General features: G+C 35.2%; 24 protein-coding genes. All 24 read right to left on the minus strand.

From position 1 onward, the window contains the following. Positions 1-195: a capping complex subunit for YIEGIA gene (locus ACYQ3D_RS00630; protein WP_459835018.1), complete on the minus strand. Its 195-nt coding sequence runs from the start codon at positions 193-195 to the stop codon at positions 1-3. A 21-nt stretch (positions 196-216) separates the two neighbouring features. Beyond that, entirely contained in the window at positions 217-1,140 is a 924-nt protein-coding gene (locus ACYQ3D_RS00635) for a YIEGIA family protein (RefSeq protein WP_459835021.1), read from the minus strand. Positions 1,141-1,182: 42 nt separating this feature from the next. Beyond that, positions 1,183-2,238, minus strand: a complete 1,056-nt coding sequence (spoIIP, locus tag ACYQ3D_RS00640; protein WP_459835023.1) for a stage II sporulation protein P — start codon at positions 2,236-2,238, stop codon at positions 1,183-1,185. Then, the gene (locus tag ACYQ3D_RS00645; protein WP_459835026.1) at positions 2,222-2,920 is read right to left on the minus strand and encodes a DUF1614 domain-containing protein; all 699 of its coding nucleotides are present in this window, start codon (positions 2,918-2,920) and stop codon (positions 2,222-2,224) included. Before ACYQ3D_RS00645 ends, spoIIP begins: the two co-directional genes overlap by 17 nt. Positions 2,921-3,050: 130 nt before the next feature. Next, complete coding sequence (locus tag ACYQ3D_RS00650) at positions 3,051-3,311, minus strand: stage V sporulation protein S (protein ID WP_459835029.1); 261 nt, start codon at positions 3,309-3,311, stop codon at positions 3,051-3,053. 360 nt (positions 3,312-3,671) lie between these two features. Further along, positions 3,672-5,201, minus strand: coding sequence for a ribonuclease Y (gene rny / locus ACYQ3D_RS00655; RefSeq protein WP_459835031.1), 1,530 nt, complete (start codon positions 5,199-5,201; stop codon positions 3,672-3,674). 113 nt (positions 5,202-5,314) lie between these two features. After that, on the minus strand, positions 5,315-5,986 hold the full coding sequence (locus tag ACYQ3D_RS00660; RefSeq protein ID WP_459835034.1) for an ATP-binding protein: 672 nt from the start codon (positions 5,984-5,986) through the stop codon (positions 5,315-5,317). Position 5,987: 1 nt separating this feature from the next. Then, the gene (locus tag ACYQ3D_RS00665) at positions 5,988-6,251 is read right to left on the minus strand and encodes a hypothetical protein (protein ID WP_459835036.1); all 264 of its coding nucleotides are present in this window, start codon (positions 6,249-6,251) and stop codon (positions 5,988-5,990) included. Then, a complete protein-coding gene (locus ACYQ3D_RS00670) occupies positions 6,251-7,708 on the minus strand; it encodes an AAA family ATPase (RefSeq protein WP_459835039.1) in 1,458 nt (485 codons plus the stop codon). Before ACYQ3D_RS00670 ends, ACYQ3D_RS00665 begins: the two co-directional genes overlap by 1 nt. Beyond that, a complete protein-coding gene (locus tag ACYQ3D_RS00675) occupies positions 7,699-8,673 on the minus strand; it encodes a metallophosphoesterase family protein (RefSeq protein ID WP_459835041.1) in 975 nt (324 codons plus the stop codon). Before ACYQ3D_RS00675 ends, ACYQ3D_RS00670 begins: the two co-directional genes overlap by 10 nt. A gap of 1 nt (position 8,674) precedes the next feature. Further along, positions 8,675-9,313 carry a RecX family transcriptional regulator gene (locus ACYQ3D_RS00680; RefSeq protein WP_459835044.1) on the minus strand — a complete coding sequence of 213 codons (639 nt, stop codon included), beginning with the start codon at positions 9,311-9,313 and terminating at the stop codon, positions 8,675-8,677. Between the two features lie 160 nt (positions 9,314-9,473). Next, positions 9,474-10,532, minus strand: a complete 1,059-nt coding sequence (gene recA / locus ACYQ3D_RS00685) for a recombinase RecA (RefSeq protein ID WP_459835046.1) — start codon at positions 10,530-10,532, stop codon at positions 9,474-9,476. 128 nt (positions 10,533-10,660) lie between these two features. After that, positions 10,661-11,233, minus strand: coding sequence for an RNA 2',3'-cyclic phosphodiesterase (gene thpR, locus ACYQ3D_RS00690; protein ID WP_459835048.1), 573 nt, complete (start codon positions 11,231-11,233; stop codon positions 10,661-10,663). Beyond that, the gene (locus ACYQ3D_RS00695) at positions 11,234-12,634 is read right to left on the minus strand and encodes a metallophosphoesterase family protein (RefSeq protein ID WP_459835051.1); all 1,401 of its coding nucleotides are present in this window, start codon (positions 12,632-12,634) and stop codon (positions 11,234-11,236) included. It abuts the gene before it with no gap. Positions 12,635-12,658: 24 nt separating this feature from the next. Then, positions 12,659-13,897 (minus strand): competence/damage-inducible protein A, encoded by a 1,239-nt coding sequence (locus ACYQ3D_RS00700; protein ID WP_459835053.1) that lies wholly within the window; start codon positions 13,895-13,897, stop codon positions 12,659-12,661. Between the two features lie 375 nt (positions 13,898-14,272). Further along, entirely contained in the window at positions 14,273-15,181 is a 909-nt protein-coding gene (locus ACYQ3D_RS00705; protein ID WP_459835055.1) for a DUF4912 domain-containing protein, read from the minus strand. Between the two features lie 331 nt (positions 15,182-15,512). Then, entirely contained in the window at positions 15,513-17,009 is a 1,497-nt protein-coding gene (locus ACYQ3D_RS00710) for an AAA family ATPase (RefSeq protein WP_459835058.1), read from the minus strand. Positions 17,010-17,014: 5 nt separating this feature from the next. Next, a complete protein-coding gene (locus tag ACYQ3D_RS00715; protein ID WP_459835060.1) occupies positions 17,015-17,521 on the minus strand; it encodes a hypothetical protein in 507 nt (168 codons plus the stop codon). Between the two features lie 158 nt (positions 17,522-17,679). Further along, positions 17,680-17,991 (minus strand): hypothetical protein, encoded by a 312-nt coding sequence (locus tag ACYQ3D_RS00720; RefSeq protein WP_459835063.1) that lies wholly within the window; start codon positions 17,989-17,991, stop codon positions 17,680-17,682. 206 nt (positions 17,992-18,197) lie between these two features. Further along, the gene (gene proC, locus ACYQ3D_RS00725) at positions 18,198-19,007 is read right to left on the minus strand and encodes a pyrroline-5-carboxylate reductase (RefSeq protein WP_459835065.1); all 810 of its coding nucleotides are present in this window, start codon (positions 19,005-19,007) and stop codon (positions 18,198-18,200) included. Between the two features lie 82 nt (positions 19,008-19,089). Beyond that, on the minus strand, positions 19,090-21,453 hold the full coding sequence (hypD, locus tag ACYQ3D_RS00730; protein ID WP_459835068.1) for a trans-4-hydroxy-L-proline dehydratase: 2,364 nt from the start codon (positions 21,451-21,453) through the stop codon (positions 19,090-19,092). 6 nt (positions 21,454-21,459) lie between these two features. Beyond that, positions 21,460-22,362 (minus strand): trans-4-hydroxy-L-proline dehydratase activase, encoded by a 903-nt coding sequence (locus ACYQ3D_RS00735; RefSeq protein ID WP_459835070.1) that lies wholly within the window; start codon positions 22,360-22,362, stop codon positions 21,460-21,462. A 62-nt stretch (positions 22,363-22,424) separates the two neighbouring features. After that, positions 22,425-22,997, minus strand: coding sequence for a helix-turn-helix domain-containing protein (locus tag ACYQ3D_RS00740; RefSeq protein ID WP_459835073.1), 573 nt, complete (start codon positions 22,995-22,997; stop codon positions 22,425-22,427). A 376-nt stretch (positions 22,998-23,373) separates the two neighbouring features. Continuing rightward, entirely contained in the window at positions 23,374-24,189 is an 816-nt protein-coding gene (locus ACYQ3D_RS00745) for a Gfo/Idh/MocA family protein (protein WP_459835076.1), read from the minus strand. Positions 24,190-24,223 lie beyond the last annotated feature (34 nt).

A 24,223-nucleotide genomic window follows, 5' to 3' on the forward strand; every position in this document is an offset into this window, starting at 1 on the left:
CTAATGTTTGATTAAAATATAAACTCCATTACCTAAATCATGAACCATTGATTTTGTTAAGCGCGAGATTAACATAGCAATATACTCTAGTTCTTCTTCATCTGCAGCATAAAAAATTGGTGCCGAACCACTTTCTACCTTATCCTGTTCTTCCTTAGTAGTAACAATAGCTAAAATAAAATCAGTTATATCCATACTTAGCACTTAACTCCTCTCTTAATCAGATGCTGCTTGGCCAGCTTCTGATTCTAATGGCCTACGACGAGATCCTTCTAGCACAGGAGTATTTTTAACTGCTTGTTCAACACAGGCTTCATCTTTTTCCATAGGAATAATAATAATATAAACCCGACCAGTATTTAAATTTAATCTAGCTAAAGGAGTATAATCTTGGACTCCTTCGTCTAATTTAACCCCTAATTGATTAACTACATCATGGATAATAGCTTGTCTTTGGCCCTTATTAGCTAAAGTAGCCCGGGAATCATCATCTTTAGGAGCAACTACTATCCCTAAACCAGATTTCTTCCAGTTGGCTAGTGATTCCTCTAATCCTACATTCATAATTACTACATCATTAATAGCAATATTATGGTTATTAGGACCTGTAAACTCCAAATCCACTACTTTAACTTCAGCAATATCACCTATAATTTGCTGGCGCATAACCAAATAAAAAACATAGCCAACTCCTCCCCCTAGTAGAACCCCAAATACCATATGCAGTAGCAAGGAAAAAGGAAATAAATTAGCTAGATAATATCCTAAAGTACTAATAAAAGCTGTTACCATAGCTAAATAATTTCTAGCCTCAAAGACCTTAGCAATATTCTCGATATAGGCAGCTCCTCGAGGTACCAGTTCAGTCTCCTCTATCTCGGATAAAAAGTCACGTTCCATCGTTCTAATCCCTCTAAATTGTTGAGCAGCAGCCCCTAAAAAAGTAACTGCTACATAATTAGCTTCTAATAAAGCAGGAACCACTAAACCACCTAAAGCAGCAGCAATAAATCCAAAAGTTAAATGAACTAGATAACCCCGAGGGTAACCAGGATACTGTCTATAGTCAACTTTTAAAGTCAATAAACGAGCCAATGTCCCTAGACTAACCCCTAATAAAATCATAAATCCATATTGCACTCTTTTCCTCCTAATTACTTATAATTTATTTATAAACCAATTTTATCCTTCCGGATCAGAATCAGTCCAGTTTTTCAGCCGTGATACAACACCAGCTAAACTTCCTTCATTAGCTACTAGAAAAAGACCCACCCCTAGAAAAGTAATTACTAAAATAACTAGAATAGAATTAATTGAACTACTATTTTGTTCTTGTCTGGATGTTTCTGGTAAAGACCCTTGCGCACTTCCATATAATAATTCATTAATTGAATCAGCTACTAAATCAACACTATTAACAGCCAGTTTAGCCGGGATAACATGAGTTCCCATCTCTAATAATAGAGAGCGAGGCGATAAATCCTGATTATACTTTCCTTTAGCATAATAAATCCCTTTTACTAAACCAGGATAATGCTGGTCAGTAACTGCTTTAAACTGCTTAGCAAATTGATCAATAACTTTTACCTGGGGGTTCTGCCGACCGACTACAAGCCTAATTTTAGCAACTTCCCGTCCACTAATACTAGCAGTATATTCTTCAGAATTAGGAACTCCATCACGATGGATATCCAATAAAGCATCGGGACGTTGGCGACTCAATTGAGCAGCTGTTCTTCTTGATCGCTCATAGGAACCACCATCATGAGGGTCATGTTTAGCATCGCTATATCTTACTTGAATCCCCTTTTGCTCTAAAGCTTGAGCTAAAGAAGCCGTTACCTCTTGAATATCCCCGTTACCTGGCTTACTATGTGTACCACTCGTTGGAGTATAAGATTCATCACTATGAGTATGATACAAAGCTATTACTTTTTTATCTTGTTGGGCTACTAAACCTTGAGTCAAAGCAACCTGGTCTTCCTTACTTGCAATCAACTCTACTTTTTTTTCAAATTCTGCTTTAGCTTGTTTACCATTGATTGCAACTACTTTATACTTTTTATTCTCTTCGTTAATATAATAATCTCCTACTGTAACCTGCATTGCTGTCTCAAATATAACTTCTCCCTCTTTATTATCAACTACAGTATAATAATCGTCCTGAGATTCACTTCCAGGAGAAAAAAACAGCAGTATAAGAAATAATATCACTAACACATTAGTCTTCCTGTTCATCCTCCTCCCTCCCTTCTGCCCCATTTTCCAACTTACCAAACTCCATATCCTCCACTAACTCTGTATCAAATAAATTTTCTTCTTCAGTTAACCTTTCTCGTGACTCACCAACTAACTCCGCTAACAAAACAGCTAATAAACCACTAATTACTATTGAATCAAAAATGCCTGCTCCTCCAATTCTAATATCTGCCGGAATGCCTGCCATAGTAACCTGTAGTAGATGAAATAAATCATAAACGACAAAGCCTAACGTTCCAGCTATAAAAGCTACTCTCCGAGACCGGCCTACTAAATAAGCTACTACGCCAGCTACTATAGGAAATAAAAAGTTAGTATCAAGTAGAGTATGTCCTTCTTCAAATTGGTATAATTTTGTTAAGGCAAAAATAGCTCCTCCAGTAGCTAACACTGCAAATAATGCTCTAATTAACTGACTTGAGTTATCTACTCTAGTCAACAAGTAACCTGCTAAAATTAACGGAATAATTGCTCCACCTACATTAATTTCAACTCTAGGCGCATCACTAAGAGGAAGATCAATAAAACTTCCTATTATCATAGCTGCTAAAAATAATAATATAGTCTGTCGGTCAATCCCTAAGTGTTTAAGCATCTCTTCAGCAACTCCAAAATAAATTAATAATTCTAATCCAACAAGAATAACAACGCCTATAGGCATTATTTTCACCCCAAATCCTAAACTTTATTAGCTAGTTTTAGAGGAAAACAGAAAAAATATACAATCTACAAAAAATTAAAAGGCAACCTACATCATGTAGGTTGCCTTTTAATCTATAATTTAATTAAAATTATCTTGACTCTACAATCAGTTTAATAGCCGTTCTTTCCTCACCATCAATCTCAATATCAGTGAAAGCTGGAATACAAAATAAATCCTTTCCACTTGGTGCTACATAACCTCTGGCAATTGCTACCGCCTTTACTGCCTGATTTAGGGCTCCAGCTCCTACAGCTTGTAGTTCAGCCCCCTCTCTTTCTCTTAATACACCAGCTAAAGCTCCTGCTACTGACTTAGGACTTGATTTAGATGATACTTTTAGTACTTCCATGTTTAATTAAATACCTCCTTAAATATTTTAAGTATTTTTTATTAAATATCTTATTCCATATATTTACTTCAATATTTACAAAATAATTCCTTCTTTTTTATGTAAAAAATATTATTATTACTAATTTATAACTTATTTACCTGGTAATATTCTTAAACTATTAGTTATTGTACACAATCACAACTAATTTTATTCTTTATTGGGTAATTAAATATAATTAATTTAATTCCTGGTTTTAATTAAAAAATATTAATCTAATGCTAAAGTTAACTAATAGCAAGTTATGAATTAAATATATAAATTCTCTTTTCTTAAAATAGTAAAGAGCCAACCAGTAATACTGGTTGGCTCTAATTTAATCTATTGGGCATAATCAATTGATCTCGTCTCGCGGACTACAGTAACTTTAATCTGGCCTGGATAATCTAAATTATCTTCTATCTCTTGGGAAACATCATAAGAAATCTTACTGGCTTGAGCATCATCAACTTCATCCGGTTTAACTATCACTCTTACTTCTCTACCAGCTTGAATAGCATACGCATTTTCTACCCCTGTAAAGGAATCAGCTATGGTCTCTAATTCTTCTAACCGTTTAATATAGGATTCTAATGTCTCTCGCCTAGCTCCAGGTCTAGCCGCTGAAACAGCATCAGCAGCAGCAACTAAAACAGCTTCTATAGATTCTGCTTCTACATCACCATGATGAGCCTCAATAGCATGAATTACATCCTCTTGTTCCCCGTACTTACGAGCTAAATCAACACCTATCTTCACATGAGGACCTTCTACTTTATGATCAACTGCTTTTCCTAAATCATGCAGTAAACCTGCTCTTTTAGCTACATCAGCATTAACCCCTAATTCAGCAGCCATTATCTCCGAAAGATGAGCAACTTCTATAGAGTGCTGTAGTACATTTTGACCATAACTTGTCCGATACTTCAATCTACCAAGTAATTTAATGATTTCTTTATTCAAACCATGCACTCCAGTATCAAAAGTAGCCTGTTCTCCTACTTCATAAATCCTATCGTCGATTTCTTCTCTAGCCTTTTCCACCATTTCCTCAATTCGAGCTGGATGAATCCGGCCATCATCTACTAATTTCTCTAAAGCTATCCGAGCTATCTCTCTTCTAATCGGATCAAAACCTGATAATATTACAGCTTCAGGAGTATCATCAATAATTAAATCTATTCCTGTTAAACTTTCTAAGGCCCGAATATTACGTCCTTCTCGACCAATAATTCTACCTTTCATTTCATCATTAGGTAGATTAACTACAGAAACAGTAGTTTCAGCTACATGATCAGCAGCACAACGTTGGATAGCCGAAGAAATAATCTCTCTGGCTTTCTTATTAGCTTCTTCTTTCGCTTGGGCTTCCATATCTTTAATCTTCTTAGCTTTTTGATGCTCTATTTTATCCTCCACGCGACTTAACAACAATTCCTTAGCTTCTTCAGTAGTCAAGCCGGATAATCTTTCTAACTTATCTACTCGCTGTTGATATAGTTTAGCAGCTTCTTCTTCCTTCTGCTTAATATTCTTTTGTTTTTGCTTAAGCTCTTCTTCCTCTTGAGCAATTTGATTTGCTTTTCGTTCTAAATTATCTTCCTTTTTGACTAATCTACTCTCAAACTTTTGTAATTCATTTCTCCGCTCTCGACATTCATTCTCTACTTTTTCCTTCATTTTATGGGCTTCTTCTTTGGCTTCTACCAAGGATTCGCGCTTAATTGACTCCGCTTCTCTTTTGGCATTTTCTATAATCTTTTCTGCTTCACTCTCAGCAGAACCGATCTTACTTTCACCAATATATTTTCTAATGGCAAAGCCAATTAGACCGCCAATTACTAAACTAATTGTTAGCAATAAATATCCCAACTACTACACCTCCATTCGTTATTTAATTGTTAACTAAAAACAATTAATAGATAATGTCTATCACAAACTAATATGCGTATGCTGACCTAGTATACTGTTAATATTTTAACTGTTTAGACTCCTTCTGTCAAGCTAGTCACCTGGCTCTGACCTTCTTTCATTGTTACTTTAAACCCTTGGTCAGCTATTTGGCTAAGGTGCTGTTGGTGAGTAACAACTATAATTTGGCGGTCGAAGCGTTGGTTGACTGTCTTTAGAAACTGAGCTACATTAACAATATAAGCCTCACTAACATGTTTTGCTGGTTCATCTAAAACTAATGGGCCAGCAATCTTAGGGCGTTGTAATGTCTCTAATATTGCTACTCGCAATCCTAATGAAACTACATCAACCACTCCTCCACCTCGAGCATCCTGCGGAATATTCTTGATTTGATAATCTCCTGCTTGGGAAAGAACATAAAATCCAGCTACAAAACTACCACGTTTTTTCTCAATCTCGATTTCAAAACTAAAGCCTGTGCCAAATACTGCTTGTAAAGCTTGCGTTACTAATAATTCGATCTGTTGTCTAGCCTGTTCTCTAGCATACTCTGATACTTCCTGTAATAAAATATTAACTTGATCAAGTAACTCTTTTCTTTCTTGACACTGATTTAACTGAGCTAACTTCTGTTGTTTAGTATTTTTTAGCCTCTTTTGCTCTCCTTTACGTCTATGATATTCTTCCTTTTGTTCTTCAATATTAGCCTCTAATTTATTTATTACTTCTGTTAGTTCTTCCATTCTACTTCTTCCTTGTCTGTTCTAGTACTTCATCATCAGGTAATAAATCCTTAGCTTCAGCTAAAGAATCCTGTAGTTTATTTTCTATCTTAGTTATTTCTTCTTCTAAATCTTCTGGTTTAATTCCATACTTCTCAAGCTGATTTAATAAATCTTCCTCTTGCTCCTTTAAATTCTCCAATCTATCTTCAGCCACTGCTTTTTTGCGATTAGCCTGATCTAATTTATCCTTTAATTGATTAATCTCCTTGCGGTAATCTCCCATTATGATTCCTCCTTATAGTTATTAATAATCTGGTTAATTAATCTCTCATCAACCTGACTAAAACAAGTAGGACATTCACCTTGCTCTTTTAATAAATTACTGTAAGCAAGGATTAATTCCTCTCTTTCTTTACTGATTTTTTCTAACTGATCTTCTTTATCGACTAATTGTTGTCTAACCTGGTGCCACTTAGCTGCTAAATCCTTTAGCTTAGCTAATTGTTCTAAGTTAGCAGTTAGATCAGCTAGTAATTTCTCTTGTTGCTTAGTTGTAGGAAATAAAGCAATTAAGTCCCTTTCTTGTTCTATCTGTTGTTGACAGCTAATCAACTCAGCACTTAACTGTTGTAACTTATCTAGTTTTCCAACTAAAGTAGAAGCTGACTCAACTTGTTCTTTAGCCTGAAAAATACCTGCTAGTTTTTGTAATAACTCTGTATGATAGTTAATTGCTGATACTGTTTGTTGGTAATCAACTTGAACTTCTTTCAAGTTAACAAATTTTGTTACTGTACTTTCTAAATCAGCTACCAGCTCAGTTACTTGATTTAAGTTAGTGAACTCAGCTAAGAATTCTTCCCCTGCTTCTATCCTCTGCTGACAAGTAGCCAATTCTGTTTTAATTTTCTGTAAGTCAGTCAATCTATCTGACTCTTGTTGACAATCAACTAGTAACTCTTTTAACTGCTCTAGGTCATTTAATCCTGCTAATAAATTTTCTAGCCTTTTCTCTTCTTGCTTAATAGACTGCCATTTTTGATTAAAATCAGTTAGCTCATCCAATTTGGTTTTGGTTGTTTTGATCTCTTCCAGTAGATTTTCTTTTTCTTCTATCTCTTTAGCCAATGCTGGTAAATCTTGAAACTCCTTTAGTTCTTTTGTTAACTCCTCTACATCTATACTTAATCTTTTTTCCTCCTGTTGGCAGTGACGAATATCCCGATTAGTCCCTCTACTAGCAGAATCAACTAAATGAATATCTAATAGACGCCCTAGGGCTTTGGCCCGCTGACTTCCCTTACTTTGCTGGCCTAATAAAAAAGGCCCTGCTAACTGATAATCTAAATTCAAAGTAAGTTCGTAATCAACATCAAGGTCAACTTTAGGCATCTGATGTAAATTAGTAACTTCTTGAGGCACCGAACGTCCAATTTTTTCTAATACTTGCTGATTACCTGCTGGATCAACTATAATATATCCGTTCTTACTAGGTGTACGTCGTCGAATAATTTCATATCCTGTATCCAATTCAACTTTTACTCGACAATTCCTCTTACCAGTTTGAATATAATTATCACCTAGTGGTTCATTATACAATACCCATCTTAAAGCTCTTACAATAGCTGATTTCCCTTGGTCAGAAGGACCAGTTATTACATTAAACCCATCGTCTAACTCTATCCTAGTATCTGCATGAGACTGAAAATTCTTAATTTCAATTGCTTTTATTAGCTGCATGAATCTGATTCACTCCTTAACTCCTCTTGCGCTCTAGAGATTCTTTCTAAAGCTTCCTCTTTAACCTGGTTATCAACTTGTTCATTACTGGCTACCTCTTCTAATATCTGTTCTACAGAAAAATACTTAAATTCTCCCGCTGCCTTAATAGCCTGGGTAAAATCAGCTAGTTTCTTTTCCCGAAAAGCCGCCTGCTCTATAGCCGTTCTATCCAACACTTCTGTACCTGGTTGGGCGGAAGTCAGCTGCCTAAAATCAACTTTAATCTCCTCCTCTAAACTAATAATCGCCACTTGTGGTTGCCGATTGATTTCCTCTTTATGGGCACTGATTCTCATTAACGCTCCGGGGTTGACAAATTTAGTTTCTTGGTACTCTATCTGATCAAAACCTAAATGATAATGTCCAGAAACAACAATATCAGCTTCAGTTGCTACATCTTCAATCAAAGTATATTCTTGATCAAAAAATGGCTTCTCTAATAACATACCATGGGCCAAATGCAGAGCATAATCAACTTCCTCGCTTTTAATTACCTGGTAGGCGCTAGCATCAGTATCGACATTATAATCAAAATGCTTACCAGATAACTGTAAACTAACTTCTCCCCTCTCAAGTACCATTTGATCAGCAACTATCTCTAACACTCCTGAATTAACTAGCACCCCTAACATAGTCCGAGATAATGTATCAGGATTATGACCATACAAGTCATGATTACCAGCTACTACATAAATAGGTACAGAAAATTTACGAAAAACTTGCAAAAATTCATTAACTACTGAAGGGGCTGGGTTAGGCCGATCAAAAACATCTCCAGCATGTAAAATAAAATCAACTTCTTCTTTTTTAACTATTTCTCTTATTTCTTGTAATTTATTAAATAGTGCCTCTTTAAAATTATCCACTCGCCGACTAGGTGTAGTCCCTCTAATATGAGTATCAGACATAACTAACAGCTTCATCTTATTCCTCCTCTAGTACATCCTTTAAAACTAAATCAATCACTTCAAAAGAAAATCCTTTTCGCTGTAATACCTGCTTAAGTTTTCCTTTTTGCTTCCACAAAGATAGATTATCATATCGGCCCTTCTTTTTAGCAGCCAATTTAGAAGCTAGTTGATACTCCAAATCAAAATTATATTCTTGTTCTATTTCTTCTTCTATAATCTGAGAGGAAACTCCTTTTTCCTGGAGTTGTTTCCGGATTCTATAAGGGCCAAATCCTCTGGTAATCCGATCCTGAATCCAACTAGCAGCAAAGTCTCGATCATCTATATAATCCAACCGATCTAAAACAGTAACCACTTGTTGAATTACAGAGTTAGCAAACCCCTTTTGGGCCAACCTCTCCTTAAACTCCTGTCGACTCCGTTGCCGATAGGATAACAAGCGAAAAGCTGCCTGTTTAGCTGTAGCTAATTCTTCCTCAGCTAAGAGTTGATCTACTAAGTTTTCTGTCATCCTTTGACCTGTACTTAAATCATACTCCGCAATTAACTTAGCATCTATCCCTAACAAAAATTCACCATCGACAAAGAGAGAACAACGCTGAGCATTATTCTGTTGAGCTTCTATTTTAGTAATCTTTCCTTTATCAGCCACTGTAGCTCACTCCTTACTATGTGCTGTGTGTCGTGTGCTATGTGCTGTGTGTCGTGTGCTATCTGCTGTCTGCTATCTGCTCACAACACATGACTCATGACACATAGCTTCCCACTCACACTCACTAAAAAACCCCCTCCAACTAAGAAGGGGGATCAAATTAAGCAGATTCTTTTTCAGCTTCTTCGACTTCCTCAGCTGTCTCTTCTTCTAACTCCTCTTCATCTATAAATCCTAACTCGAGTTTAATCTTTTGCTCAATTTCTTGTCTGATTTCTGGATTTTCTTCTAAGAACTCCTTAGAATTTTGTCGTCCCTGACCTAGAGTAATATCATCACCATAAGAATACCAAGCTCCAGCTCGAGTAATAATATCATATTCTTCTCCTAAATCTAAGATACAGCCAGTTTGGGAGATTCCTGTTCCATACATAATATCAAATTCAGCTGTTCTAAATGGAGAAGCAACCTTATTTTTAACCACCTTAGCTTTAGTATGATTTCCTTTATATTCATCTCCATCTTTAATCGTCTTTCTCCGTCTGATATCCAATCTAACTGAAGAATAAAACTTCAGTGCTCGACCACCTGGCGTAACTTCTGGATTACCAAAAGTAACGCCTACCTTTTCTCGAATCTGATTAATAAAGACACAAGTACACTTAGAGTTATTGAGCACACCGGATAACTTCCGCATTGCCTGAGACATCAAACGAGCCTGTAAGCCTACGTGAGCATCTCCCATTTCCCCTTCAATCTCTGCTTTAGGTACTAGCGCAGCTACTGAGTCAATTACAATTAAATCAATTGCCCCACTACGAGCCAAAGCTTCACAAATCTCCAATGCGTCCTCACCTGCATCTGGTTGAGAAACAAGTAATTCCTCAGTATCAACACCTAAATTTTTAGCATACTTAGGATCTAAAGCATGTTCAGCATCAATAAAGGCAGCCACTCCATCCTCTTCCTGAACAGCAGCAATCATATGTAGAGCTACTGTTGTTTTACCAGAAGATTCCGGGCCAAAAACCTCAATAATTCTACCTTTAGGAATGCCCCCAACTCCTAAAGCTGCATCTAAAGATAAAGCTCCAGTAGAAATAGTTTCTACATCCATTTTTTGTGCATCGCCTAACTTCATAATAGCACCTTGACCAAACTCTTTTTCAATCTGATTTAAAGTCCGTTCTAATGCTTTCTCTTTTTCTTCTTTTACCATATATTCCACTCCCTACGTGAATAGTTTATAATTTACAATCTACAGTTTACAGTTAAAAATAACAATTATAAGTCGTGTATACAATTATAAAGTAACTGCAGCCAAAACTCAATCAGTAAATTCTGTTATTATTTTAGCTCAAATTCAGCTAAGGACTTATAAATTGGCCCCTTAGGAGTTAACGTACTTTTTATTAAACTAATTTGCTCTATTACTTCTTCTATCTTAATCTGAAACGGAAACTCTTTTAACTTTTGACTCATAATATCTAGATTCTTCTCGGCTCGATTAACTCGTCCTAAAGTAATATGCGGAGTATAATCATGCTCATCTTGTTTAAAACCTAAAGTAATTAATTCCTGTTCTATTGTCTGGTGTAACTTCTCGAGTTTTTGTTGTCCTTTATTTACCCCAGCCCAGATTGTCTTCGGATAATCCAGATTAGGAAAAGCCCCTAGACCTTCTATATTCAGTCTAAAGGAGTCTTGCTTAGCTATAACATCAGCTAAAACATCTGTAACTTCCTTTATATCTCTTTGGGTTATAGCCCCTAAGAACTTAAGAGTGATATGTAAGTTATATTTCTCGACCCACTTAACCTCTAATGAACAATCACGCAATACTTGTTTAACCTTATCCAATTTTTCCCGACTGACTTGTCCTAATTGGATACCGATAAAACATCTCACTTTCTCACTCATTTATTGTCCTCCATTCTGTTCTTGATCGGTTTGAGAGTTCCCAATTAATTTTCGTTCTAACATAAAACCACTATGACGACTATAAAATTTGATAATATCAATTATCTTAACTTGTTTAGCATCCTCCGATTGATCATAGTGTAATAAAGCAACTGAATAAGGTATTTTCTTTTGAGTTTCAAACCCCCTAACTCCAGCTGCTCCGGTAGTTCCTGCATCAACTATAGTACTATCTTTTCTCTTATAGACCTTAAAACTATGATCATGGCCGTGCAAAATAACTGGACTAGCTCCTAATAACTCTTTAGCTATAGTGAAATGATGAGTAGCTATAATATCCGGTTTCTTTTCCAGTCCACTAACTAACTTATCCAATTTATCTTTAGATTCCTGCATTTCTTCTTTATTTAATGGCTTAATCTTATTACCACTAGCAGCTGGATCGGCTACCCCAGCAATAGTCAATCCCTCAACCTCTATCAGGTCAGAAGTTAATACTGTCACATTGGAAAAATCATTCATCTTATCTATAATTTCTGGCGAATCATGATTACCAGCTATAAAAATATAAGGTACATTCAACTTATTTACTCGTTCTAACAACTGTCCTTCTACTGGAGTACCATAATCAGTAATATCTCCGGTATCAACTATGAAATCAACCTGAAAGCTATCTACTATCTGGGCTACATAACTTAAAGCTACTGGATTATTATGGATGTCAGAAATATGTAATACATTTAAGTCTCCAGTAACTTGACTTAAAGGACGTAATGTATCGACTTTATTAAATAATTGGGCCATATTAGAAGTGATCAATTCTACTTCAGAACTTAATTGTTCAATATCATTAATCCCTTCTTGAATTAAATTAATCATCCACGGGGCTGCTTCTAACATGCCGACAAAATTAGGATCAGCAAATGCTTGTAGATTATAACTATAATATGTAGTTACTACCACTAAAATAACCACTACAACTCCTACTGCTAAACCTTGCAGCAGACTAGAGTGGTTAGTCTCAATAATTAGTGCCCCTACCATTCCTCCTAAAGCAGCCAACAACAATAATCGCCAGACAAAAAGTTGGAGAATAGTTTCTGCTTTAGATTGTAATAATTCAATTAATTCTTCTTTAGTCTCTATTTCTTCAATAATTGCCGTTAATTTATCCTTATGAATCGCCTCTAGCATCACCTTAAGGTCCACAGGAGTTAAATGAGTAGCAGCTGTTATCCTACCTACAGGAGGAAAGTTAATAGTTGTTGTCGGTTGCACTGATAAATCGAGATCCAGTTGAATATCAAAAGCGCTCAGTTTATAACTCTTAGCTACAACAAAATTGATTACTAGTAATACTCCTAGCAAAGCCACTACTATTTTTATTGCTAACTCCTGCATTAAATCGCCCCTTTTAAACTAAAATTAATCTAATAACCTTAAACGTAATAAATTAAGTAAAGTCTGAGAAGTTAAATATTTGACTCGATATCTACTACCATTAAAGTTAAATTGGTAACTAGTTACTCCTTGACTATCAGCTAGTGCTAGATAAACTAAACCTACTGGCTTCTCTGATGTGCCACCACCTGGACCAGCAATCCCTGTCGTAGCTAGTCCTAAATCAGTTCCTGCTGCTTCTCTAGCTCTAATAGCCATTTCCTTAGCTGTTTGGCTGCTAACAGCCCCAAACTCCTGTAGTGTTTCTTCTCTAACCTGTAATAGATCCTGTTTAGCTTGATTACTATAACTTATTATTCCCTGTTTGAAATAAGCTGAACTACCAGGAACACTAGTTAATCTATGTCCTATTAATCCTCCAGTACAGGACTCAGCTATAGCCACTGTAAGTTCTTGCTCCCAGAGTAAATCAGCTACTACATCTTCTAAAGTATCATCATTATAACCATAAATATACTTCCCTATTCTTTCGGCAAGATCTTTTTCTTCCTGTTTGATTAATTCTTGAGCTTGTTGCTTACTATCTGCCTTAGCAGTCAATCTTAATTTTACTTCTCCTTGACTAGCTAAAGGAGCAATAGTAGGATTAGTCTGTTCCCGGAGGATATCAGCAATCTTCTCTTCTAAAGTTGATTCACCAATCCCACAAGTTTTAATTACCTTAGAATAAATCTCTTCCTGGTCTAGATGATTTTCTTGTAAATAGGGAATTACCTCTTGTTTCATCATCGCCTTCATTTCTAAAGGTACTCCAGGTAAGGCCACTACTATTTTACCTTCTTTCTCAACTAAAATGCCTGGTGCTGTACCTTGGTTATTCGGAAGAATCTTAGCTCCTTGAGGCAGATAAGCCTGCCTTAAGTTATTAGTAGACATATCTTTATTCGCTGCTGTAAAATAACTCTTAACCTGATCTAAAGCAGCTTCTGACTTAACTAAAGCTAAGCCTAAACTATCAGCTATTGCTTCTCTAGTAATATCATCTTGAGTTGGCCCTAAGCCACCAGTAGTAATTAATAAATCCGACCGTTCTAACCCTTGAGATATTGTCTCCAATAACCGCTCTTTATTATCCCCAACTGTTGCTTTATAATACAGATCAATTCCTATTTCTGCTAATCTTTCTGCCAACCACTGCGAATTAGTATCTACAATCTGCCCTAGTAATAATTCAGTTCCAATAGTAATAATTTCTGCTTGCATAGTTTTTCACCATCCTGTTAATAGTTTCCTTATTATAACTTCATGATATCAAACTATAATTAGATAATCAAAATGTGTCACCTATGGTGACACAGTCGTGTGCTGTGTGCTGTCAGCCAATTCAAAACCTTTAAATTTAAAATCTAATCTTTTAATACTACTATGTTTTAAAGAATTAAACTAGGTTTGTGATTTTGAATTTGACTTGGCTCACGCCCCCCCCTACAGGTCTGGAAAACAGACCTGCCGTAATAAAGAAAGCTGATAGCTGTGGCACGAAAGTGCCACCTTATATCAATAATCAAGATTATAGCACCTATTAATTTAATTAACTAATATAAAAAGCCAGACTGCTAAACCAGCCTGGCTTGATCTTTATTTAACTTGACTAGAAGAGGCACCTAAAAATTCTGCTGAACCTACTAGCTCCTCTGAGCTATAATTCTCCTCTAACTGAGATACTAATTCTGATAATTCAGTATCAGTTTCTAATTCTCTAACTAAATCTACAGAACTAGCTCCTTCTTCTGCTAAACCACCAGATAACAGATAAATTTTTTCTAGTTTTTCTTTAACTGTCATCCATTTTTCATCAAGTACATCACTTACTGTATTACGAGGCATTTCTACTGTATTAGACTCTAGTACAGAATAAAATTCTTGGTCAGTCCCTCTAACTCCTAATTCAACCTTATAATTATGTTCAGGAATTAAATTATTAAGATACCAACTATCATGCTCAAAATCAATAGTAATATCTCTGCTATCTCCTGCAGTTAAATTATAAACTTTTAATAATAAATCAGCCTCTTCTACATCTTGATAGCCAGCCTGCATCACAACTTCTGTAATTCTTTCTTCTTTATACTCCCAGTACAAATGAGCTGTTTGTGGGTTTTTGATCTGTAGTACCAACTTATTATCATTATAATCAGCTGGTAAAGAATAAATATTCATAATATCCTCTGGCGATTCCTCTTCTTCTAATTGATTATGAGCCATATTACTACTAGACATACTACTCGCTGTTTCTTCAATCTCTAATTGTTCTAAATTAGCTTCTTGTAACTCATTAGTAATCTGTCCTTTTAGCCCGGAAAATAACTTCTCCCCAATTCCTGTCACCTCTTTTAAATCCTCTAAACTAGAAAATCCTCCTTCTGCTTCTCGATAAGAAATAATCCTATCAGCTAAAGACTCACCAATACCATTTAAAGTTGTTAATTCAGCAATCCCTGCCGTATTAATATTAATTTGATCAGAATCATTAGTAACTTCTAACATTTTTAGCCTCCTTTTTAACCTAAAACTATCCTTATCATAATAATATTATCAACATTAGAAATAAATTACAATATAAATTTCGATAAATCTTCCTGCAACACATAATAGTTTTATTCTCTAGATTGTATTTTATGCTTCAATTCTACTAAAATTTATAAGAAATTTCTAAACTAGCTTGTAAACCAGAAATATTAAGTTCTTTATCTTCTGTAATTGGAACTAATTTTTCCTTATCATAATCATATTCTTGGTGCAACTTAAATATTTCGATGTCTGATTAATAACTCCTGCCCCCAAATAAAAAAACAGACTAGCTTGGTTACTAGTCTGCTTAAGCAATTTCTTCTGTTTTATTTTGTTGGGCCAACCTAGCTCTAAACTCATCTCCAGTAATACTTTCTGTCTCCAATAACTCATCTGCTATCTCTTGAATGAATTCTTGATTAGCCACTATCTTTTCTGTAACCCGCTCTTCTTGTTCGCTAATAATCTCTGATACTGTTTCGTGAAGTTTATTTTGCGGGAGATTATTCTGACTTACTACCCCTAATTTAGACATACCAGAAAAGACAATTTTCTCGGCTAATTGTGTTGCTTTTTTAAAGTCACTACTAGCCCCTGTACTTCGATTCCCTAATAGTTCATCTTCTACTATAGAACCAGCTATTAGTACAGCAATCTGATTTTTAAGATAATCAATAGTCTGCAAATAATGATCATCTTGGGGATTATGGCGTACATAACCTAAAGCCTTACCGCGAGATGTAATCGTAATATTGGATACAGATTGAGGATTAGCTAACTCGCCCATTAAAGCATGTCCAGTTTCATGGCAAGCAATCCGATGTAATTCATCTTCATTCGGTTTTCGATTTAATTTCTCGCCCATCATTATCTTATCAATAGCTTCTTTAAAATGTTGACTAGTGATTTCTTGAGCTTCTTGACGTAAAGCCATAATTGCTGCCTCATTAGTTAAACTCTCTAATTGAGCCCCAGAAAAACGAAAAGTCTCTCGGGCTAACTGAACTAAATCAACCTCGGCAGCTAGCGGTTTATTCTGCGTATGAATCTCTAAGATACTTTTCCTACCTTCTTTATCCGGTAAATTAACCTTAACTACTCGATCAAACCGCCCTGGACGTAACAGAGCTTTATCCAAAATATCAATTCTATTAGTAGCTCCCACTACCAATACATTAACCTGGTCATCAACAGAAATACCATCTAACTCAGTTAATAACTGGTTTAATGTCTGGTCATGCTCCATGTGACTATTATTTTGACCTCGTTTACTACCTAAGACATCTATCTCATCAATAAAGATAATAGCATTATTCTTATCTGCTTTCTTGGCTTTATCTGTAGCTTCTTTAAATAATTTTCTCACTCGCTTAGCCCCTACTCCAGCGTACATCTCAACAAATTCACTACCAGAAGTAGAAATAAAGACTGAATCAATATAATTAGCAGCTGCTTTAGCTAACAAAGTCTTTCCTGTTCCTGGAGGCCCACTTAATAACAAGCCTTTAAGTGGTCTAATACCTAAATCCTTGATTTGTTGTTTACTCTTTACAAAATCCAAAGCCTCTAGCAACTCTTGCTTAGCTGCTTCCTGACCACCAACATCAGCAAAATCAACTTCAGGAATCATTGTTTTATCTTCTTTGCCAATTGAGAATTTATCCCCTAACCCTTGTTTGCTCAAAGCTTGTAACAAATAATAGCCCACTCCTGCTAATAAAACTACCGGAAACAAATTAATCCCCTGAAAAGCTAAAAAGATAATAGAAGCTACTCCAATACCTAAACCTACTTCTTTCACCATTTACTTCACCCCCGATCAATCACTTGATATATTTCTTGATCATTTTTAGTTAGACGTAAATAAATATGATTTTTATCTATCTGAACTTTAACCTCGTCTAAATCATACTTGTTTTTATAATCAGTCATTCTATCTTCTAATGCTACAAACTCTCCTGTTTCGATTGCTTCATATAAGGCTAAATTAGTTCTAGCAGATAATCGATCCAAATCTGAATCCCCTGAAGAAGTAAAAGTAACCTCATACTCTTTCTCAGTTAAAGACTCTTCAATCCTTTGCTTAATCTGAAGAAAAGTATCCTGTAAATCATCCACTTGTGTTAACTCAATCTGTAACTTATATCCTGACTCCAATTCATCTATTGTTACCTCTGTTACACCATTAATTGCTGTTAAATCAGTTTGCAGAGCCCGATTAATCTGGTAACTATTAATTAAAAAATTACCTAGAAAAAAGGCTCCTAGAGTTATTCCTAAAACTAAAACTACTAACTTGAAATTTATTTCCTTCATTTGAGTAGTCTCCTTTCTAATAAATAACTTTTATAAGTCTCAGGACACAGAGTATTATAACATATTAAGCAACAGTAATCTAATGTAAAAAGAATACAATTTATGGAATCAGAAATAATGATTTATTTGAGCAAATAAATATAGCTACTAATAATAAGCTAGTATTGATATAAAGTTGAAACTGAAAGGCCATCTGAATGTTCAACAACCTCTACTTCAGTTAACTTTACATCATTTACATACAATTCTACCTTACTTCCCTCTTGAACTAATTTAAGATGATTCTTCACACTATTTATGTTTTCAGCATCATGTCTCCAATCTATTGTGTTATACCATGAACCATTATACTTTCTTTTTACAGTATAATAGTACGTAACTGGATTAACTTTAAATACATAATGATCATCATTGCTTACATAATTAAATACAAAACCATAACGACCATTTGCCCCTTCATTCCATATCATATCTGCCTGGAGAGTATATTTAGATCCTAATTTATCTATTGGAGCATAAGCCCAATAATTCCAAGAAGCATTAAAACATTACAAAATTAAAATCATTATAAATAAATAGATCTAAGTATATTCTATTAATAGAATATACTTAGATCATCTAATCAAACTTAACCCAATTTTTTTCAGAAATTAATTACTCAACAGTCTAGCTTATCTTATTGCTGAGACATTTTTTTAGACTTTTCCGTACAGGCCTGCGCTGCTTTAACTATTGCCTGCCTAAAGCCTTCCTCTTCTAGAGTAGCTACTGCTTCAATAGTAGTTCCTCCAGGAGAACAGACCATATCCTTTAACTCGCCAGGATGCATATCGGTCTCTAAAACCATTTTTGCTGCTCCAAATACTGTCTGTGCTGCTAATTTATAAGCTTTATCTCTTGCTAAACCATCAAGTACTGCTCCATCCGCTAATGCCTCAATAAAAAGAAATACATATGCTGGAGCAGAACCACTAGTAGAAGTAACTACATCCATTAGCTCTTCGCTTACTAACTCAGTCTTACCAAAACTTGCAAAGAGATCATTTACTTCTTCTAATTCACTCTCAGTAACTAGATCATTAGTTGCTAAAGCCGACATTCCTGCTCCTACCAAAGCTGGAGTATTAGGCATTATTCTCACTACCTTAACTTCTTTATCAAACATCTCTTCTGTTTTACTAATCTCCACTCCCGCAGCAATAGTTACAATCACTGCTGTATCTTTAATACTATCTTTAATTTCATTAATGACTACAGGATATAATTTAGGTTTAACTGCTAAAACTAATATATCAGCTGTTGCTGCAGCCTGTTGATTATTTGTTGTTACTCTAATACCGTATTCTTCTTTAGCTTCAGCTAGACGATCCTCATCTAAATCAGCAACAATTACCTGATTAGCAGATAGAATATCCGCCTCAATTATACCGCCTATCATAGCTTGACCCATATTTCCACAACCTATAAATCCTAATACTTTATCCATTTATTACTCCCCCTTAAAATTAAGCAGAAGTTCAAGGATCTAAAATTACTTCCCTTAAACTTCTACTATTCAAATAATCGCTTTAATGAAACGATTGTTCTGTTCTAGCAATAATTTCATTCTGGAGTGTCTCATCAAGATTGTTAAAGTAATCACTATAACCAGCAACTCGCACAATAAGATTCTGATACTCCTCAGGATTTTCTTGAGCATCTAATAAAGTTTCTTTATCGATCACATTAAACTGAATATGATGACCATTTAATCTAAAATAACTTCTAACTAAGTGAGCTAAATTATTCAATCCCTTCTCTCCTTCTAAGACTGATGGGGTAAACTTTTGATTTAGTAGAGTCCCCCCTGTTTTGAGATGATCCATTTTAGAAGCTGACTTAATTACTCCTGTCGGTCCATTTCTATCTGCTCCTTTTGAGGGCGATATACCATCAGTAAGTGGGTATTCAGCCTTTCTACCATCAGGTGAGGCTCCCATCACTGAACCGAAGTAAATATGGCAGGTAGTCGGCAACATATTAATTCTAAAGTGCCCACCTTTAACATTAGGTCTCCCAGTTACTTCATCATAATAAGCAGTAAAAATTTCCTGCATAATACTGTCAGGATAATCATTATCATTCCCATATTTAGGAGTTCGCTCTTTAACTAAGTGTAGTATATCTTGATGTCCTTCAAAATCATCTTGGATAGCTTCCATCAATTCCGCCATACTTATATTCTCTTCATCAAAAACCTGATACTTAATAGCTGTCAAGCTATCAGTAATCGTCCCAATACCAACTCCCTGTAGATAAGAAGTATTATATCTAGCTCCTCCAGCATTGTAATCTTTCCCTTCTGTAATACAGTCATCAATTATTACTGATAAGAAAGGAACAGGCATTTCTTTAGCATAAAGTCGCTCAATGATTCTGTTGCCCTTCATCTTGATATCTACAAAGTAATCCAATTGCTTTTTGAAAGCAATAAATAATTCTTCATAACTCGTAAACTCAGTTACTTCACCAGTTTCAAGTCCTAACTGATTACCAGTCATCGGATCAACACCATTGTTAAGTGTTAGTTCCAATATCTTAGGTAGATTAAAATAGCCAGTGAGGATATAGGCTTCCTTACCAAATGCACCGGTCTCTACACAACCGCTATTTCCGCCACATCGAGCATCCTCTAAACTCTTCCCAGCACGTAGCATCTCCTGAATAACAGCATCTGTATTGAACATCGATGGTTGGCCCCAGCCCTCTCGCGCTAATTCACAGGCACGCTTAAGAAATTTCTGTGGTGTCTTCTTGCTGATTTGAACATTAGAACTAGGCTGTAACAGTCTCATTTCATCTATTACATCAAGAATTAAATAACTGACCTCATTAACACCATCTGTCCCATCAGGCTTTAAGCCACCGTTATTAATATTAGCAAAATCAGTGTAAGTACTACTTTCTTTCATTGTAATACCTACTTTAGGAGGTGCAGGCTGATTGTTAAACTTAACCCAGAAACACTGCAGTAATTCTTCGGCCTCCTCACGAGTTAATGATCCTTCTTTCACTGCTTGTTGATAAAAAGGATACAGATGCTGGTCTAATCTTCCTGGATTAAAGGCATCCCAAGGATTTAATTCAGAAATAACACCTAAATGAACAAACCAATACATCTGTAGAGCTTCTCGAAAAGTTCTCGGTGCCCTAGCTGGAACACGGCGACATACTTCTGCTATTTCTAATAATTCCTCTTTTCGAGTAGGATCTTCCTCTACAGCCGCTTTTTCTTGAGCTAATTCTGCATAACGCTCACCCAAAATCATTATTGCATCACAAGCAATACTCATCCCCTTAAGCTGTTCCTTTTTATCTAAAGCTTCATCATCATTATGAAAATCAAGATTGGCTATCGATTCTTCAATCTCCTCTTTGAAATCCAAAAAGCCCTTCTGATAAATCTTGCCATCACAAACAGTATGGCCTGGACCTCGCTGTTCCATAAACTCTGTAAAAATGCCAGCTTCATAACATTCCTTCCACTTATCAGTCATATTCTCCAAAATAGTATGTCGCATCGATCTTTTTTCCCAGTAAGGAATTATTTGCTCTTCTTGAAACTTTTTATCTTCTTCACTTACTTTAAACGAAATTTTATCCCTCTGATCCATAATATCTAAATCTTCAACAGTATGACAGCATAGTTCAGGATAGGTAGGAGTTGCGGCTGGTTCTTCGCCTCGTTCACCTACTATTAACTCCCCTTCATTAATACAAAGTTCCTTTTGAGACATTAACTCCTTCAATACTAACCCTCGCAAAACAGGAGTTGAAACAGTACCCTGATACTCCTTATAGACTTCATCAACTATCTTAGCTCGCTCCATTGAAATACGAGGAACAGCATTCAGACTCTGTTCGCGTAATTTTTTAACTCTTTCTGTCTTCATAATTAGTTAACCCCCTATTTCTACTTTGAAATTGGATTTTACAAACCTACTTTTTATTTCAGATATCCGTTGCTCAGACGGCCGCTCTAACTCTCCACTTTTACATTCCATCCCCAATCTTTTATGTTTATCCTGTCCTAATTCATGATACGGCAAGAGATTAACTTGACTGATATTTAAGTCTGCTAAAAATTCTATACTATCTAATATATTCTGCTGATTATCATTCACTCCAGCTATAAGAGGTATTCGAATAAATATATTACTACCTTCAGCAGATAATCTCTCTAAATTCTTAAGGATCAATTCATTAGAAACACCGATATACTTTTTATGCGCCTCATTATCCATCAACTTAAGATCATAAAGAAAGACATCTACTTTATCCAATATTCGTTCTAAATCCTCCCATGGAGCATAGCCACTGGTATCTACTGCCGTATGAAGCCCCCGGCTTTTACAGGCAGTTAATGATTCAACTAAAAAATCAATCTGCATTAAAGGTTCACCACCAGAAAAAGTAACTCCCCCACCGGACTCCTCATAAAAAATTTCATCCTTTAGCACTTCTTCTACTAATTCAGCCACTGTAATCTCCTTGCCCACATACTCTCGAGCTTGATTATAACAAAAATCAGCACATCTGCCACAGAGAGTACATTCCTCTTGATCGACCACTGGACGATCAGCCTTAATCTCAATTGCATTAACAGAGCACCGCTTAACACAGGTACCACAACCTATGCATTTGTCAGCATAGAACATAATTTCAGGTTCTCGGCTTTGACTTTCAGGATTATGACACCACCAGCAGTTTAGTGGACAGCCTTTAAAGAAAAGAGTAGTTCGAATTCCAGTTCCATCATGAATCGAATACTTTTGCAAATTAATAATTCTGCCCTGTTCCACTAAATCACCTCCTTAATTATGACTTTTGCCACCATAGCCTATTTGAATATCGCCCCCTTAACTTAATCATTCTCTTGAAATACATTAGGAGTATTGATAAATAGCAGTTTAGCTACTTTATTGGTACGGTTAGTCCAGTTATGTGTAGTATTAGAACTATAATAGGCACTATCACCAGGATATAAATCATATTCCTTATCATTTACTATTAAGGTCACTATTCCTTCTAGAACATAGATGAATTCTTCACCTTCATGTTGGTAAGTATTAATCTCTTCCTGTTCTTTTTTGGGTAAAATCTTAATTAATCTAGGTAAAATGTCTTTATTCTTAACATTCTTGGTCAAATGATAATGAACAATCTGATTATTATCCACTTGAAATACTTCATTTTCATAATTGCGCATTACAATCTGGTCATCACTTTCTGCTGATTGAGAATCAAAAAAGTAAGTTAAATTTACATTTAATTCTTGAGCTATATTCTCTAAGACATCAATTGCTACTGTAGTTAGACCTCTTTCCAATTGTGACAAAAATCCAACAGATAGGTCAGTCTTAGCACTTAAATCTTGTAAAGTTAGATTATTATTCTTCCTTAGTTTCTTGATCCTTTTACCAACATCATCAATCATAAGCGGCCTCCTATTTTTTCATTATGAACTTAAATTCATTTTTATGAAATTACAACCAAACTCTAACTAAAGATTCTTTAACTCTGATATTGACACTTTTTTAGATCATTAGTGAATTATATAACAATATCTCAATTGTTATCATACTAAATTTCACCGATAAAATCAACCTTTTCTCTAGAAAAATTTAATTTGGTTTCATAAATATAAAATTATTTTTCATTTAAATTATCACCTTGTTGAATAATTAATTTGTAATAGTAAAAGTAATATCTTTTATTCAATAACCTAGCTAACTTTTTAATAAAAAGTTAGCATTATATCAATATTGAAATAAAAAAAGAGTGCAAAAGGAATTCCCTTTACACTCCTGAATTTAATCTCTAATTTCTTGGATGATTTCTTCACATAACTTATGACTTTTTAAAGCATCTCGAGTAGCTTGTGTAGTGTCCTTATCTCTTCTAACCACTTCTAAAAATTCATCTACAATTTGCATAAAACCTCGCTTATATAATACTGGATCCCAAGAATCCCCTTTGCTTATTTTTTCTTCCTCATTTTGATACTCAATTAATTCTACTAAGTCCTTAACTATCAACTTTTGCTTAGCTCCTATAACCTCAGCTACTTCTTCATTCTTACCACTATCTCGATTCATAATCCCTATTGCTGTAGAAGTTGGCCCATCTAACTTAATCATAATTTGGTGCAATAGATTATTTTTGACGACAGCATCTACAGTAAAATCAGTTATATTTTCCCCAGCTAAAAATCTTAAAGTATCTACTATGTGAATAAAATCATCATAAATTTTGCTCCGCACTTTTCCTGGGTCAGCAAATCTATTTTTCTGTAAAGTAATAATTCTCTCTCCATCTACTTCTCGTAACCTTTGATACAGCGGAACTCGTCTCCGATTAAAACCTATCATTAATTTTAAATTTCTTTCTTCCGCTAATTCCACAATTCTTTTAGATTCTTGGTAATGATTAGATATTGGTTTATCTAGATAAACATGAATATCATTCATTAATAATTTTTTTACAATTTCTACGTGGGCTACAGTAGCTACATGGACAAAAACTGCTTTTACATCAATTTTGATTAACTCTTCAATTGACTGTACCGTCTGCTGTACATTATACTTATTAGCAAAATGATTGAGTCGATCCTGATTACGCGTAGCCAAAACTAACTAAAGATCTTCTCTGGTCCCAATAACT

The organism is Halanaerobaculum tunisiense (genome assembly GCF_054657635.1).

What these genes read in the sequence shown, in the direction of transcription:
- ACYQ3D_RS00700 (WP_459835053.1), bottom strand. Translation starts at nt 13,897, where the DNA reads ATGCAAGCAGAAATTATTACTATTGGAACTGAATTATTACTAGGGCAG.
- ACYQ3D_RS00650 (WP_459835029.1), bottom strand. Translation starts at nt 3,311, where the DNA reads ATGGAAGTACTAAAAGTATCATCTAAATCAAGTCCTAAGTCAGTAGCA.
- ACYQ3D_RS00645 (WP_459835026.1), bottom strand. Translation starts at nt 2,920, where the DNA reads ATGCCTATAGGCGTTGTTATTCTTGTTGGATTAGAATTATTAATTTAT.
- proC (WP_459835065.1), bottom strand. Translation starts at nt 19,007, where the DNA reads ATGGATAAAGTATTAGGATTTATAGGTTGTGGAAATATGGGTCAAGCT.
- ACYQ3D_RS00740 (WP_459835073.1), bottom strand. Translation starts at nt 22,997, where the DNA reads ATGATTGATGATGTTGGTAAAAGGATCAAGAAACTAAGGAAGAATAAT.
- ACYQ3D_RS00710 (WP_459835058.1), bottom strand. Translation starts at nt 17,009, where the DNA reads ATGGTGAAAGAAGTAGGTTTAGGTATTGGAGTAGCTTCTATTATCTTT.
- ACYQ3D_RS00705 (WP_459835055.1), bottom strand. Translation starts at nt 15,181, where the DNA reads ATGTTAGAAGTTACTAATGATTCTGATCAAATTAATATTAATACGGCA.
- ACYQ3D_RS00695 (WP_459835051.1), bottom strand. Translation starts at nt 12,634, where the DNA reads ATGCAGGAGTTAGCAATAAAAATAGTAGTGGCTTTGCTAGGAGTATTA.
- ACYQ3D_RS00720 (WP_459835063.1), bottom strand. Translation starts at nt 17,991, where the DNA reads ATGATATGGAATGAAGGGGCAAATGGTCGTTATGGTTTTGTATTTAAT.
- spoIIP (WP_459835023.1), bottom strand. Translation starts at nt 2,238, where the DNA reads ATGAACAGGAAGACTAATGTGTTAGTGATATTATTTCTTATACTGCTG.
- ACYQ3D_RS00665 (WP_459835036.1), bottom strand. Translation starts at nt 6,251, where the DNA reads ATGGGAGATTACCGCAAGGAGATTAATCAATTAAAGGATAAATTAGAT.
- thpR (WP_459835048.1), bottom strand. Translation starts at nt 11,233, where the DNA reads ATGAGTGAGAAAGTGAGATGTTTTATCGGTATCCAATTAGGACAAGTC.
- ACYQ3D_RS00660 (WP_459835034.1), bottom strand. Translation starts at nt 5,986, where the DNA reads ATGGAAGAACTAACAGAAGTAATAAATAAATTAGAGGCTAATATTGAA.
- ACYQ3D_RS00670 (WP_459835039.1), bottom strand. Translation starts at nt 7,708, where the DNA reads ATGCAGCTAATAAAAGCAATTGAAATTAAGAATTTTCAGTCTCATGCA.
- recA (WP_459835046.1), bottom strand. Translation starts at nt 10,532, where the DNA reads ATGGTAAAAGAAGAAAAAGAGAAAGCATTAGAACGGACTTTAAATCAG.
- ACYQ3D_RS00675 (WP_459835041.1), bottom strand. Translation starts at nt 8,673, where the DNA reads ATGAAGCTGTTAGTTATGTCTGATACTCATATTAGAGGGACTACACCT.
- ACYQ3D_RS00630 (WP_459835018.1), bottom strand. Translation starts at nt 195, where the DNA reads ATGGATATAACTGATTTTATTTTAGCTATTGTTACTACTAAGGAAGAA.
- ACYQ3D_RS00715 (WP_459835060.1), bottom strand. Translation starts at nt 17,521, where the DNA reads ATGAAGGAAATAAATTTCAAGTTAGTAGTTTTAGTTTTAGGAATAACT.
- hypD (WP_459835068.1), bottom strand. Translation starts at nt 21,453, where the DNA reads ATGAAGACAGAAAGAGTTAAAAAATTACGCGAACAGAGTCTGAATGCT.